This is a genomic window from Paenibacillus sonchi (genome assembly GCF_016772475.1).
Lineage (GTDB): Bacteria > Bacillota > Bacilli > Paenibacillales > Paenibacillaceae > Paenibacillus_AQ > Paenibacillus_AQ sonchi.
Genome location: NZ_CP068595.1, coordinates 5,274,538 through 5,289,105, shown reverse-complemented (window position 1 = coordinate 5,289,105; position 14,568 = coordinate 5,274,538). Strand labels below are relative to the sequence as shown.

Sequence of the window (14,568 nt, the reverse complement as noted above, 5' to 3'; positions counted from 1 at the left end):
CCTCCTTCTGATTGCTCCTGACGACAATAGGGTAAGGAAAGAATACGGCAGAAGCATAAATATATCCCAGAAAGGATGAGTATACAATGAACCATCTATCCAATGAACAGCTTACCAGCCTGAAAAAAGCCCTGCTGGAGCGCAAAAAGGAGCTGGAGCAGCATTTCTCTCAGAACGGAGAAGAAAACAGCCTGCTCGGTGACTCGCTCCGGAATTCAACCGGTGAACTTTCCTCCGCAGACAACCATCCTGCCGACACAGGCACGGAAACCTTCGAGCGCAGCCGGGATCTGGCGATCAACCGGTCACTCTCCGAGGAGCTGTCTGACATTGAAGCCGCCCTGCAGCGGATGAAAGACGGTACCTACGGTATATGTGTGGTAAGCAGCCAGGAGATTCCATATGAGCGACTGGAGGCAGTTCCCTATACTCCTTACGCTGTAGAGCATGCGCCGCCCCGCGAATCCTTCAGCGACCGGCCTGTGGAAGAAGAAGTAATGACGGCTCCCCCGGCAGGAGCAGGGCGTAACCGCCAGGAGCACAGCGGCAGATTCGATGATGCCGGCGCCTGGGATGCTGTGGAGGATTACGGAAGCGCAAGCTCACCGGTGACTCCCCCGGGCCAGGATGCAGACAAAGAAGAGATTTGATGCTAGAAATTATCCGCTACGGCTTTGTTAAGGATTCCAAGACAGCGGTCAAGATCCGTTTTGACCTGTTTTTTATATAGTCTGGCTTTTTCCTCCCCGTCGGCTGTGAAATGATACAGGACGATTTCCTGAAAATCCACTTTAGGATCATTTCCTTTGAGCTGCTTGGTGCGGTATAGAATCCCCTGCTGAACCAGCTCATGCAGCGCCCTGTAAATTTCGCTCTGGGGAGGAGAATAGCCGTGGGCTTTGAAATCTCTCCGCAAATCCTCCAGCATTTGATAGCCATAACCTTTATGCTGCTCAACCATTGTAATCAGGTATACCTTAATAAAAGCCCGCTGGGCAATCATAAACGCCATGGGACACCTCCTGATGGTATGTTTCATACTCCGGCTAAGTTTCCTTATCTTTCCTGCACAACTCTAGTATATACTCTATTTTCCAGCTTTCACAATAAGCATTTTTAAGATAGAACCCTCCCTTGAAACCTTTAATTAGGGTATAAGTACCCGTAATAGAGTGAATGTAATCGTTGGTGCTGGGGAGCAGGTTTGTTTGGGGGTTTTATTGTGAATTTTTCATATATTGAAATTTGGGTATAAATTATCCAAATTGAGCGCCTGTCCGTTGGGAGTCCGGGCCTTGCTATTCCCGCTCATTTGTTCAGGGACACTGAAGGAACCTGTCATACTCCGGCCTGTTCAAAGCTCCTTGGACCAGATTGGAGTATATGGCAGAAGCCCAAGTGGAAAAAGTAAACTTAAATCTGTCCTCCCCGCCCTCCTGTATGCATTAGTTGGAAAAAGGAAACCTAATTCAGACCATTTGTCCCTCCACAGCGTATTTCACTTAATTTAAGTCTACTAATTCCCACTAATGCCTCTATAAAACGTCTTTTGAGCATATTTAAGTGAACTATTTCCACTTCAATCTTTTGCAGCTCAGGTGCGATTTTGCCTGGTTCCCTTTGCGGACGCGTTGAGCTCCCTACACGATCAATCCTCAGCTGAGCCAGACTGGAAATCCGTTAATGGGAGAGATTTGTCCATTCTGCAGGTCAAGCGGACTGAGATTTCGCTATTTGTCCGATCTCCCCTTATTCTAGGCTCCACCGGTCGATATAACGACTTCTGAGTCCGAAACAATCAGGAATGCAGACTTTTCCGCAAAATAAGGGCTTCTCTGTCCGCTTCATTCCGCGGATGGAGCCCAAGCCTCCTGCCCCGCCTAAATCATCTGAATGTTCGGTGAAAATAAAGTATTAGACTAGAGTCGCTGATTTAACGCGGTTTTTGAATTGAAAATCGTCAGTTTTTGAAAAGTAAGTTGTAGACTGATCAATTAAAAGAAACAGCGGCGGACCAAGACCTGATAAATAAAGTCTTAGACTGCCGCTGTTGTCGTTGAACTAACGTTCCCCGTTAGCGCAATCAATCACTCGATCTCACCCATACATTAAGCGAACCTACAGTTGTCCATCCCGATTGAAGTGCTGCTGTAAGACCATCACCTCGTTCGTATCCCACCATGGGTAACCCCGGGAATTCAAATGCGACTATTTTATGAATGTCAGACCACACATTATCGCTGTTAACACTTGAAAATACGTTGGATATCCCCACAGCATTTGCACCTAAGCTAGCTATAAATCCCGCCACTTCACCCTTTTTCTTATTTAAATAAATGTTTACATCAGGGCGCTCTAAAAGTTCGGGTCTAATCACATTTTCGGACCCATGGACGGATGTCCAATCTGCTAGATCTTTTTCTGTAGTGACATGACACCATCCCGGTTGAACGGGCTCCAAGTCAGCTACCGGTGCATGATAGATCCATTCGGCTGTAAATAACCTTCCAAAGTCAAAAGGTGACATATCGAGATTAGCAAAACTATCTTTGATGGAAGATATATCTTTATTACCAATGATGTCAATTACCTCATCAATAGTTACACACCTGTTTGATGTAATCATGTCCGGGTAAAACGTCGGCGCTTTCGATGTTGTCCTCCAAATATGTTTACTTGAAGTTGCAGTAATACCATGCGTCTCGCATACTATTCCGCACCAAACTATATTATTTAATATGGCTGTAACAACTTTTTCACTCATGATCGATTCCCCCCATCTTTCTGAAACTCTGACATTCTTATTTCGAATATAATTCATTCCTGTACGTCCGTCATTGGGTGATTGATTTACGTTAATCTGCCCTTTAGCGCAATAAATTAACTTTTTTATTTGATTTCTTTTTTCAAATAATTTTATTTGATTTCTTTTTTCAAATAATAATGAGTGTGTCTGCCAGCGTTATGTATCGTTCCAAACACTTCAAATCCTTGTTTTAAGTAGAAATCTAACGCTTGAAAGCTCAAGGTATCTAATTTTATGAAATCACATTTTTTCTCTTTAGCAATTTTTTCGGCTTCCGACAGTAGGTTCTTTCCGTATCCAAATTTTCGGTAGGCATCATCTACAAAAAGATATTGTACCTCTAACCAATTCCAGCATATTTCACCAACCAATCCGCCGTAAATATTTCCATCAACATCTTTTAAATACATATTAAATTCGATCATTTTGTTTACAACATAAGACTTGTCGGTTTTATTCGTCTCGTTATATATTTGCAATTCCATTCGAAACACTCCTTCAAGCAAGATGTATAATAGCTTTAGTTTACCATTAAGCCCCAGGATTTAGATGTAAAGAACATTTATAATTAAGCTATCCTGCCCGTTAGTTTAATAAAGGCAGCCGATCGCGTTTACTGACTAGTTGCCCTATCGTGTTTGAACTGAAGTTTCCCGTTAGCGTTTCTTCTTGATATTGAGCTAACGTTTTCCGTTAGAGCTTAATGAGATTGCTTGGAAACATAGTTAGATACCTATCTAATCGGTAATCGACTCATGTTCTTGTCCATGACGGCAGTCGGTACAAGTTCTTGTCCTCGACTCGGGACAAGAACTTGTACCGATAAAACAAAAAAGCCGCTAAATTAGCGACTATCTTTGGGACCATGTTCCTGTCTCTCGACATTAGTAAAAACGTTAGTTAAAAATCCTCCTAAAAGACTTTTTCAGTGGCCTCACAGAAGCCGACCGGGCTTTTTGGTGAGGAGCGGGGAAATCCTACAATTCTTCAGAATAAAATGCTTTAGATACGGATTCCGTGGCTTTATCAATAAAAGCTGCAACTTTACTGGGGCTTTCCTTCAGGCCACTATTCACCCACTTTTTAATAATAGCTATACTGCCATGTGCGGTAAACGTATACCAGGACTCAAATAATGGTTGATCAAAATATTTAACTTGCTGCCTCCATTTCTCAATAGTTATATCATGGCTGATATAAAGGATTCGTTCTAATAATTCTTTATCGCCATGCTCCGAGAACAAAACCTCACATATCGTTTTATTCGCTTTTATATACTTACATAATTCATAAGATAGATTCTGAGGGTTTGAGGAACTAATCACAACTTGCTTAATTTCTTCATAAAGATCATTTTCAATCATTGAAAGAAGCTCAAACTGATTAGCATAGTGTGTATAAAAGGTGTTGCGATTAATCCCTGCTTCTCTGCAAATGTCGGTCACTGTAACTTTATTGATAGACCGTTCTGTCAAAAGCTTCAATAAGCTTTCTTTTATAACCATTTTTGTATATCTCACTCTGTGATCTGTTTTTTTGTCTGACATCGAATCCTCCCAATTTAAAATAATAAATGAACAAATCTAATGTGGTTTGTATGATAACGAACATAAGTCAAACGAACAGCCTGTTGTTTTAGTAACACGGTGAAATTATAATTTATTTGAACGTTCAATTCAATTTAAACTTAAATGGAGGTAAAATATGGGTGATACAACCGTAGTGCCTGTATGGATAATTCAAGATATTATAGTCTTAATTGCTGCTGTTCTAATGGTTTTCTATATACTTGATAAGGAAGAGCATCCTAAAACGGTTCTGCTGCAATTTATAGGTTTTGTGTTTTTTTATGCAGCCGTTTTTGAAATTACTGCGTCATCTCTTGGCGAAGGTTTCTACGCATATGGGCGGAGTATTTTAATGTTATTTAATATACCTATTACTGTTCCTATTATTGAGTTTCTGATCATTTATTCAACTTTGCGTGTTCTAAAGTCTGTAAATATACCGTTCTGGACTAAACCCTTTATTACGGGATTGAGCGCTATGGTTTTTGACTATTCATTGGACCCAGTGGCCGTTAAACAGATATTTCAGACTACGGAAGGACTCATTGCAAGATGGACTTATTATCCTCTAGCCGGTGAACCTCAAATATATGGGGAACCCGTGATGAATTTTACAGGATGGATTTATATAGCGGGATATTGGACAGTCTTTGTTCTAATTGGTGAATGGTGGCATAAAAAGAAAGGCTACAGTAAATTAATTGGTTATATCTATCCGTTTCTGGCGGCAATTCTGTCGTTAGCTTGTATGTTCTCACCTTTATCCAACTTCTTTAATTATATGGGGCCGTTCTTCGCCAGAACATCTAATATGCAATGGGTGATGTTGATTGCACTTTCTGTAATTACAACCGGAGTTTTAGCATTAGCTTTTCTAAAGTTCTGGGACCGGAAGGTTATTCATTCATTCACTCCCAAAAAAGATTTTCCTATCATGTTTACTTTCTTGGGGTTCCCCCTGGTTAATACTATATTTTGCATTATAGGAGGTTACACGGAAGTATTGTGGCTGGTCGTTCTAGCTCAGATCTTATTAATGTCAGCCTGGATTGGAATTTATATTATGGGTAAAAAAGCAAGTCCAATCGCGAAAAGCCCAAGCATGGAGGCAAAGGCGCACTTTCATTAATATTCCAGTCCGGCATTTTTATTTTGGCGCTTCTTGCTTACATGAAAAAAATAGACCGCCCTCCCTAAGGTAACGGTCTATTCCGACTTTGGACATCTGATGCTTCCAAAAAATCCATATTTTTCGGAATTGCATCATTTCTTATACACCAAGTAGAAGGATAATTTATAGCGTGTAGGATAGAAATTCTTATATTTCAAAAAAAGACTGCATCTCAGGTTCTTGCCTGAAATGCAGCCTTTTTTGAACTTTACGGGATCCGGTTAGCCTCGCGGCTTCATTGAAGCCGCGTATTCCTTACATCCGGTTGCCGTTGTAACGATCCGGGTCGGTACCTGCGTTCATGGAACCTCTGTTGCCCAGCGCATTACCAACCGTAGTGTCATCTCTGACTACACCGGGATTGGTTGCGCCCCGGTCAGCGATAGGATCATTTGATGTGTTGTCGCTATACAAGCTGTCGTATCTGCTGGCATTCAGAGAGCGGTTGCCCTGGAATACATTGTGGATATCACGCCCACGTCCGTTGTCGTCCACCAGGACGAGGATTTTGCCGCTGTCCACATAGCCTTCATATTCTTTCGCTTCATCCTCAGGGATACCCAGACCAATCAGTCCGCCAACGAGTCCCCCTGCACCGGCTCCGATTGCTGCCCCGCTCAGGGTAGCGACAATAGGACCGGCCGCCAGAATAGGGCCTATTCCCGGAATCGCCAATGCACCGATCCCGGCAAGCAGCCCGGCGATCCCGCCGACGACACCTCCGGTTGCTGCACCGGTTGCTACTCCTTCCGGAGCCATGGTTCCTGTATCATCCGATATATTTTTCAGTTCGTCCCGGTCACGAGTAATTACTGAGATTTCATCATTGCTTACACCTTGCCGCTGCAGTCCCTCAATTGCTCTGGTCGCTTCTTGTTCTGTGTCGAAAACGCCTACGATTTTATCAGTCACTTGAAGCCCTCCTTCGTAATTGTCGTTCGCTACATTATTACCCGATCAGAGGCCTGCCAAACAGGCGGCAAGCATTTTCAGCAGAATCGCAGCGGTTCACAGCCACAAGCCTTATTTCGCAGGGCGGGTCCGGTTCGTCGGGGCCGCCTGCAGCGGATCATCCGGCCAATAATGTTTGGGATAGCGGCCTTTCAGATCCTTTTTGACTTCGAAATACGTACTGCGCCAAAAGCTGGCCAGGTCCGCCGTCACCTGCACCGGTCTTCTGGCCGGTGAGAGCAGATGCAGCAGAACAGCAACCTTGCCTCCCCCAATCCGGGGTGTATCCGCTTGGCCGAACATCTCCTGGAGCCTGACTGCGAGCACCGGGACTGGCGGGCTGCTGTAATCGACAGGAATCCGGGAACCGCTGGGGACCGTAATATGCGCCGGCGCTTCCCTGTCCAGAAGCTGCCGGCTGTTCCAGTCCAGCAATCCTTCCAGCGCTCTGGACACCGGGACCCGCTGGAGGTCGCGCAGATTGCGCATCCCCTGGATAAACGGAAGAAGCCATTCCTGGAGGGAAGACAGCAGGGCCTCTTCCGACACATCCGGAAAATCCGGCCGCAGGCCGTGCAGGAACTCCATCCGCTGCCGGAACTGAACCGTCGCTTTGTCCCAAGGCAGCAGCTTCAGCCCTTCCTCGGCAATTACACGAAGCAGCACCTCTTCTGTCTCTTCCGCAGTGGGCCGTTCGTGAGAAGTTTCCTTCAGGATCAATGCACCCAGCAGGGTCCGCCGGCGTGCCTGCACACTCCCGCTCTCTTTGTCCCAGTAGACTTCGCGTTCCTCCTGCAGGCTGTCCTTGTGATGCTTCAGCAGATCTGCCTCGGGCAGCTCTGCGGCAAGCATGATCCGGCTCTGGCCGGCGCGGTCATCAATGCCGGCCGCCACGATATAGGGCGAACGCGTCAGCGGCTGCCCTTCCCTCATGGCCGCCCCCGGCCGCCGGAGAGCAGAAACGCGCCATCGCCGCGTTTCTGCCCGATCCGGTCGGGGTAGGCAAAGGACAACAGCAGCCCGGTGAGGCCGATGTTGTCCGGCAGCACACCCGGCGCGGCTGTAAGCTGCGCCAGGAAGCTCCGGCTCTCGCGCTGCACCGCGCGCAGAGCTGCCGGGTCTGCTCCGCCGCTGTCAGCAGCGGAGCGCTCGAACCTCAGCAGCGCCTCCACGCGCAGCGTGAGGTCGCTGTCCAGGGCGGCGGGACCCCGCAAGAGGTCCCGCTCCTGGAGCAGCGCCGCCATCCGGCAGGCGAGCGGCGCCGCTCCAAGCTCTGCCGCGCGCAGCAGCATATGCGCAACGCGCGGGTGCGCGCCCAGCGCGGCCATGCTGCGGCCGTGCGGCGTAATGGCGCCGCCGGCGTCCAGCGCGCCGAGCTGGCGCAGCAGCGCCGTGCCCTGCGCGTAAGGCGCAGCGGGCGGCGCGTCCAGCCAGAGCAGCGCCTCCGGGGCAGGCGCGCCCCACAGCGCCAGCTCCAGGGCGAGCTGCGCCAGGTCAGTCTCCATGATTTCCGGGACGCTGTCATCCGGCAGACGGGCATGCTCCTCCCGGCTCCACAGCCGGTAGCATACTCCCGGCGCAGTGCGTCCCGCGCGGCCCCGCCGCTGGTCGGCCGATGCCTTGGACACCGGAACTGTGGTCAGCCGGGGCATGCCTGTGCGCGGCGAAAATACCTGGGTCCGCCGCAGCCCCGTATCAATTACAGTCCGCACCCCTTCAATCGTCAAGCTGGTCTCGGCAATGGAAGTAGCCAGCACGACCTTGCGTTCGCCTGGTACAGAGGCAGCCACCGCCGCATCCTGCTGGACCTGGGGCAGCTGCCCATAGAGCGGACGAAGGACTGTGCCCGGAGGGAGCGCACCGCTCTCCAATTCACGCCCGGTCCGCCGGATTTCACGCTCACCGGGCAGAAAAACGAGCACATCCCCCGGCTGCTCGGCAAGCGCGCGGCGGACCGCTGCGGCAGCAGCTTGCTCCAGCTGCCTGTCTCCTGAGCCTGGCAGATAGATCGTTTCCACCAGAAAAGTCCGGCCCGGGCAATTCACTACCGGGGCTCCACCGAGCATAGCCGAGACCCGCCCGCTGTCGAGGGTCGCTGACATAATAAGAATCCGCAGATCCTCCCGCAGCACAGCCTGCGCTTCCAGGGTTAACGCCAGCCCGAGATCCGCATGAAGGCTGCGTTCATGGAACTCGTCAAAAATCACAAGTCCCACCTCGCCAAGCGACGGATCACTTTGCAGCATCCGGGTCAACACGCCTTCTGTGACCACAACAATTCTTGTATCCGGGCCGACTTTGGTGTCATTGCGCATACGGTAGCCTACCGTTTGTCCGGCACTTTCGCCCATGGAGGACGCCATGTAGCTGGCGGCCGAGCGGGCGGCCAGCCTTCTCGGCTCCAGCATTAATATGGTTTTACCGGCCATCCAGGGCTCATCCAAAAATGCGGGAGGCGTCCCCGTCGTTTTCCCGGCCCCCGGCTCAGCGGTCAGAACGGCGGCGGTAGAGGTCTTCAATATAGTTTTCAGCTCAGGGAGCACCTGTGTAATAGGAAGCTGCTTCATCTAATCTCTCCATAACTTGTTATAATGCGGTATCTCTCATATGATGGGTGAAACTTTTTAAAATATCAAGCTTTTTGCATACAAATAGAGAGCCGCCCTGCCCTTCCGGGGCCGGCGGCTCTCTTCCTATCTTATTCTTCACGGGTGAGCTGCGCCTGAATCTTGTCTTCATAGCCGGAGAATGCGCTGCTGTTCTCGAATCCGCGCTGGCGCATCAGCTCCTGAAGGCGGAGCCTTTTCAGAGTGAGCCTGGATTCCAGCTCTCTCCTGCCGCCGTCTGCGGCAGTGCCGCTGCTGTGACAAGCCGCGAGCATTTTTTCCAGCGTTACGCATTCCTTGCGCAGCGTAATTTCTTCAGGCAGCAGGCCGGCGTTCTTCATTATTTTGAAGGACATCCTCAGCTCATCCGGCACTCCGGACAGATCCTCCAGCTCCAGCGGTTTGCCATGTCCCGGCAGCTTATCAAATTCGCCGCTGCGCATAGCCTCCTGAATCCTCTGTTCCGCAAGCCAGGATAAAATCGACATAACAGCACTTCCCTCCTCTGCCGGAAGGCTCTCTCAATCCGGCAAGTCAACCCGGCATATTGCAGTTTTGCCTATAGTTTAGCATAAGGAATAAGGTAAATCACCTGCTGGTGAATACCAGCATTTCACTTCTTCTTCAGATATCCGCGTTCTCCGTAAGGCGACAGCTGCTCCAGCCATTTATTCTCCAGATCAGGCAGAAGCTTGCGGTATTTGGCCAGCTCGGATACTTCGGCCACAAAATCCTCTTCGGGCTTAATCCGCTCCAGAATTTCAAAAACAAACGCCTGTTCTCCAAATTCCTTCCAGTCAGCCTGAAGCGCTTTGTTCTCATGGTTTCCGATGTCCAGCATGAATTTATGCTTGTTCCAGACGCCGTCCAGATTAATGCTGCTGCCCACAAAAACCTTATCATTTCTGGTATTGACAATCCGGTAGACCCCCATCGGGCGATGGGAATGCGCATAGTTATAGGCCAGCTCTTTACGTTTAGACTTCTCCATGATTCATGGTCTCCTCTTCATTTATAATTTGACCCAGTAGGTGCTTCCGTCAGGCTCACGGTCCAGCAGCCCGTAATCGATCAGATACCGCCGGAGCGTTACATAATCAGATGAAGCTTCCTTCAAGATGGCGTTAACTTCCTTCTCCGTGTACTGGCGTCCGGTTTCAAAACGCTTGATCAGCTGGCGGAGAATAGCCGCTTTACGCTTCTGTTTCTTTGGGAACTCCGAGAGCGGACCTTCCGGCCCCTGCTTGAAATAAGCACTCAGGATCCCGGCATTCTCTTCCTCGGTAATCGCAAACCGCTCGTCAACCATAGCCGCAGAACGGGGAATGCTGACAAAAGGCGAGGACGCCCCCGGCTTTTCTTCGGCAAGCTCCATCACCGCGAGGAACAGTTTCGCCTGCTTCACCTTTTCCCGCAGCGTAAACCGGTGATTGCGCACCGTGGAAGTGCTGCCGATACCGAGCTCCTTGGCAGCTTCTCCATCGCTCAGGCTGTGCCGGAAAGCATTCAGCAGCCCCTTCTGCAGCTCCGTCAGTCCGGTAAGCTTCTTATCCAGCCCCAGCAGCCACTTAAACATGCCGCCATGCACCTGTTCTACATGAAGAGCTGCATACTTTCCGGCTTCATAATAACGGCTGTCTTCCTTATAGATCAGCCCCTTCTCAAATTCCTCTCCGCAGACAAGACATGTATAAAAACCCGAATGCTCCCGCACTTCAAACCGGTATCCCTGCTTCAGCTCATTAATGGAGGCATTCCAGAACTTTTCGGAAATGCTAATCGATTCATTGCCTTCTGCCAACGTCATCACCCAATTTCATCATCAATTATATAGACATATTATCATTTTGTTTGTTATTTTACAACTATCTAATTACATTGTTTACAAAACACACAGAAACGGCTTCGCTGCCCTTTAAATCTTTAAACACAAAACGGCCGCGCCGTCCTTCGCCGGACAACGTAGCCGTTTTGATTTCAGTGTAGTGTTGCCTTCGGCCATACCAAGTGGAAAAAGGATAACTAATTTGCTTGAACCCCCTATTTTTTCGCAGCTGAAGTGGAAAAAGGGCAGCTAATTCGGCTCAGTTCGCTCGTGATGAAGGAATATGGCCCGATTAAGCTTCCTTTTTCCACTTCAATCTCACAATTGCTGATTTTTTGGGGAAATAAGTTCCCTTTTTCCAACTAGCGCTGCTCTGTTCCGGCCGCTGTCCTTCGCTGTCTGTGCCGCTGCCATGTGGGGCGGCCGCGGCGAGTGAGCCAGCAAAGATCAGGAAGATCGTTATGCCGGACGATGACGATTATGAATGTTAGGGAAGTTACCCGGTCCCCCTCATAAATGCAGCCTTATCCTTAGTCACCTCTGACCCATGGATAAGGCTGTTTCTTGGCTTTAAGACAAAAGCGATTCGGCGCCATCAATTATGATCTGCGCTCCGGTAATATGAATCGCGTCATCCGAAGCGAGAAAAGAGACCAGGTCGGCTACATTTTCCGGTTTGCCGGGGCCGTCAGCAAGGGGCTGGGCCCCCTCCGGGAACTCAATCGGGATGACGATCGTTTCCACTTCCTCATTAAATTCTGTACTTTCATCGATGTTAGTGGAGATCGCTCCCGGACAAATAACGTTTACCCGGATTTTGAACTTCGCCAGCTCCAGCGCCGCCATCTTTGCAAAAGCAACCTGTCCGGCTTTGGTGGTGCTGTACGGTGACCAGCCGAAGCTGGCGAACCGGCTGTTGCCGTTGATCGAGCTGGTGATGATGATGCTTCCTTTACCCTTCTCCTTGAGATGCGGGATGCTGTATTTCAATGTCAGGAAAGTCCCCGTCAGATTCACGGACATTGTACGCTCCCAGTCACTCAGACTCAGCTCCTCAATCGGCCCTACCGCACCATTGATGCCGGCATTGGCAAAAACAATGTCCAGTCCGCCGAAATGCTCAACAGTCCTGCGCACCGCCTCTTCCATACGCTTCTCGTCCGAAGTGTCCACATCAATGGCCAGGGCACAGTCCTTGCGCAGCTTGTTCAGCTTCTGTTCCAGAACGGAGGTACGTTCATTGACCAGATCAAATAATGCTACATTTGCGCCTTCACGGGCCATCTGAATCGCTGTCGCTCTGCCGATTCCGGAGCCCGCTCCTGTAATGATGGCTGTTTTACCGAGGAAACGCTTCTTTTTCATTATATTTGGGCTCATATGTACACTCCCTTTCCATGTCGTCCACCATAGTGGCTCTGTTTCAAGATTACCCAAACAGGCCCTGATTATAATCATTTTATGCAAAATTTGCACAAACCCGGTGTACCATGCACAAATCCCTCACAAAGCGGGGCCATTCATGGAAGCTGATTGAGGTCCTATGCGGTGGACCCAATATATAGTTTGTTAAACGCCAAGTAGAAACGGCTACGCTGTCCTTATTAGGAGTCTATGCTTCCGAAGCAGCGATACAGAGTATCGCTTTCAGGTACCCGTTTCAGCGGGAAATAGAAGGATAATTTATAGCGTGAAGCATAGAAATTCTTATATTTCAAAAAAGCCCCGCTCCCGCGAGGCCACTCCTTCACCCGTTCACTTCTCCAGCTGCCGCACATCCACCTTGACCGTCAGCGTACCTCCAACCCCGCGGTACACTCCTTTTACCGGAACGATATCCTTGTAGTCCCTGCCATGCCCCAGCTTAATGTACCGCCAGTTTACTTCCATGTTATTCGTAGGATCAAAACCCAGCCAGCCGGTGCCGGGAATATGCGTCTCGACCCAGGCATGCGAAGCCTGCTCGAAATCGGCATTGCCGCCCTGAAGATCTCCGACAAAATGATACCCGCTGACATATCGTGAAGGCAGTCCGACGCTGCGGCAGACCGCAATCATCAGATGAGCGTAATCCTGGCATACCCCCCGTTTGAGCTTCAGCGCTTTTTTAACGGTAGTGTTGACACTTGTGGCTTCGGGGTCATACGTAAACTGCTCGTAGATCGTTGAAGACAGCTTTTGGGTCCATTTATACATATCCTCTGCCGCATCAAACGGATGCTGTGAAGCAAATTCAACTAACTCAGGTGTCACTTCCGTGTAACGGGTAGGCAGAATGAACTCCACATACCGGTTCTGGAACTTCTCATCATTCAGCAGCTTCACTTGCTCCTCCAGCGGAATATGCGGCAAATCCGAGCCTTGTGCCTTATCCAGCGTTACCACAGTGGCTTTGGTGCGGATTACCATTTCGGTATGCGGCTTATTTACAGAATAAGCATGAACCCGGTTGCCAAAAAAATCCTCATACGTCAGCAGATTCGCCGGCGGAAATACTTCTACCTCATGATGGTAGCAGGATTGCCGGTAATTGGTGCGCGGCGTCAGACGGATTTCATTGACACTGTCCGTAACCGGCTCCGGGTAGCTGTACGTCGTTGTATGATCGATCTGAATTTTCATGCGGACACTCCTTCACGGCGAAAAAAGGCGCCTTCCATCGTTCTCCCCAGCTTCTGGCAGGAACCCATCAACGACTGCAGCACGTCCTCCACGAGATCGCCGGACATCTCTTCCTTTTCCATATAATCAAGCTCAGCCTTAATCTTGCCGGCCTGGCGGATTACCCGTTCATGCCCGGAGCCTTTCTCGGAAGAATCCAGCCTTAGCTTCGCTAAATGCTCTTCCAGCTTGTGGAACGAGAAGCGGATCGAACGGGGAAAATAGGCATTCACGATCAGGAACTCCAGTATGCTCTCCGGTGACATCGCATCTGCATAATACCGCCGGAAGGCTTGATATCCGCTTACTGATTTGAGCACCGCCTGAAGCTGGGTGTAGATCGCGTTAATATCCTTGGACTTGCAGGATACCGTTACCGCCTGCAGAATCCGGGTTGTATTCTCTGCCCTTTCCAGAAACCGCCCGCTCCCGATAAACCGCCATTCATTGCCCCGCAGCATCACGGACTGCTCTGCACCGAGGAACATGGCCGCACGCTCTTTTACCTGCTGGTAGAACTGATGGGGACCGCTCAGAATATCCGCCACCGACTGCTCCCCAAGCCACAGGTTGAAGCTGTTGATGATATCCCACAGCTCGCTCGGGAGATGCTGCCTCAGGGTGCGAAGATTATTTCTGGCCTGATGGACACAAGAGAACAAAGAATTAGAATTGCCAAGATCAAGTGTAATGAAAGATAAAACATCCTGCTCGGAGAAGCCGTCAAACTGCTGTTGGTATTCATTCCGGACACCCAGCGCATCTATCAGTCTGGACCACTTGTGTCCCTCCGCCCGGAAATCCTCTTCCTGTTGAATATGATAATGAACATCGATCAGCCGTGCGTGATTCTCCGCCCGCTCAATGTATCGGCCAATCCAGAACAAAGCCTCCGCGTTGCGATTCAGCATCGTACCACTCCCTCGTTAACGTATAGATGCCGCACTTTGTTAAGATATATGATTGTAAAGGTTCCATGC

At 49.5% G+C, this 14,568-nt stretch carries 14 protein-coding genes and 1 pseudogene; 3 read left to right on the top strand and 12 right to left on the bottom strand.

All coding sequences use genetic code 11. The features are described 5' to 3' along the window. Positions 1–86: 86 nt before the first annotated feature. Entirely contained in the window at positions 87–650 is a 564-nt protein-coding gene (locus JI735_RS23605; RefSeq protein WP_039838138.1) for a TraR/DksA C4-type zinc finger protein, read from the top strand. Between the two features lie 2 nt (positions 651–652). Here JI735_RS23605 and JI735_RS23600 read toward each other — a convergent pair whose 3' ends face one another. From JI735_RS23600 to JI735_RS23585, 4 genes are all read right to left on the bottom strand, one after another. Beyond that, positions 653–1,012 carry a replication termination protein gene (locus tag JI735_RS23600; RefSeq protein ID WP_020432045.1) on the bottom strand — a complete coding sequence of 120 codons (360 nt, stop codon included), beginning with the start codon at positions 1,010–1,012 and terminating at the stop codon, positions 653–655. 1,071 nt (positions 1,013–2,083) lie between these two features. After that, on the bottom strand, positions 2,084–2,764 hold the full coding sequence (locus JI735_RS23595) for a hypothetical protein (RefSeq protein WP_039838137.1): 681 nt from the start codon (positions 2,762–2,764) through the stop codon (positions 2,084–2,086). Between the two features lie 152 nt (positions 2,765–2,916). Continuing rightward, positions 2,917–3,291 carry a GNAT family N-acetyltransferase gene (locus JI735_RS23590; protein ID WP_039838136.1) on the bottom strand — a complete coding sequence of 125 codons (375 nt, stop codon included), beginning with the start codon at positions 3,289–3,291 and terminating at the stop codon, positions 2,917–2,919. A 492-nt stretch (positions 3,292–3,783) separates the two neighbouring features. Then, positions 3,784–4,353, bottom strand: a complete 570-nt coding sequence (locus tag JI735_RS23585) for a TetR/AcrR family transcriptional regulator (protein WP_202676488.1) — start codon at positions 4,351–4,353, stop codon at positions 3,784–3,786. 157 nt (positions 4,354–4,510) lie between these two features. On the opposite strand from JI735_RS23585, the gene JI735_RS23580 reads away from it, so the two are divergent. Both JI735_RS23580 and JI735_RS37965 read left to right on the top strand, forming a co-directional pair. Further along, a complete protein-coding gene (locus tag JI735_RS23580) occupies positions 4,511–5,503 on the top strand; it encodes a carotenoid biosynthesis protein (protein WP_051052163.1) in 993 nt (330 codons plus the stop codon). Next, complete coding sequence (locus tag JI735_RS37965) at positions 5,503–5,571, top strand: hypothetical protein (RefSeq protein WP_411830136.1); 69 nt, start codon at positions 5,503–5,505, stop codon at positions 5,569–5,571. Before JI735_RS23580 ends, JI735_RS37965 begins: the two co-directional genes overlap by 1 nt. A gap of 229 nt (positions 5,572–5,800) precedes the next feature. On the opposite strand, the gene JI735_RS23575 is transcribed toward JI735_RS37965, so the two are convergent. From JI735_RS23575 to JI735_RS23540, 8 genes and pseudogenes are all read right to left on the bottom strand, one after another. After that, positions 5,801–6,457, bottom strand: coding sequence for a general stress protein (locus JI735_RS23575; protein ID WP_202676487.1), 657 nt, complete (start codon positions 6,455–6,457; stop codon positions 5,801–5,803). Between the two features lie 111 nt (positions 6,458–6,568). Further along, positions 6,569–9,063, bottom strand: a pseudogene (gene hrpB / locus JI735_RS23570) (ATP-dependent helicase HrpB). A 131-nt stretch (positions 9,064–9,194) separates the two neighbouring features. Further along, positions 9,195–9,590: a DnaJ family domain-containing protein gene (locus JI735_RS23565; RefSeq protein WP_202676486.1), complete on the bottom strand. Its 396-nt coding sequence runs from the start codon at positions 9,588–9,590 to the stop codon at positions 9,195–9,197. A 125-nt stretch (positions 9,591–9,715) separates the two neighbouring features. Further along, the gene (locus tag JI735_RS23560) at positions 9,716–10,093 is read right to left on the bottom strand and encodes a GIY-YIG nuclease family protein (protein ID WP_020433375.1); all 378 of its coding nucleotides are present in this window, start codon (positions 10,091–10,093) and stop codon (positions 9,716–9,718) included. A gap of 21 nt (positions 10,094–10,114) precedes the next feature. Continuing rightward, a complete protein-coding gene (locus JI735_RS23555; RefSeq protein WP_039839024.1) occupies positions 10,115–10,909 on the bottom strand; it encodes a DUF2087 domain-containing protein in 795 nt (264 codons plus the stop codon). 588 nt (positions 10,910–11,497) lie between these two features. Continuing rightward, positions 11,498–12,307, bottom strand: coding sequence for an SDR family oxidoreductase (locus tag JI735_RS23550; RefSeq protein ID WP_039790931.1), 810 nt, complete (start codon positions 12,305–12,307; stop codon positions 11,498–11,500). 375 nt (positions 12,308–12,682) lie between these two features. After that, positions 12,683–13,549, bottom strand: a complete 867-nt coding sequence (locus JI735_RS23545) for a transglutaminase family protein (protein ID WP_039839027.1) — start codon at positions 13,547–13,549, stop codon at positions 12,683–12,685. Beyond that, positions 13,546–14,499, bottom strand: coding sequence for an alpha-E domain-containing protein (locus JI735_RS23540; RefSeq protein ID WP_039839028.1), 954 nt, complete (start codon positions 14,497–14,499; stop codon positions 13,546–13,548). The genes JI735_RS23545 and JI735_RS23540 overlap by 4 nt, the downstream gene beginning before the upstream one ends. Between the last annotated feature and the right edge of the window lie 69 nt (positions 14,500–14,568).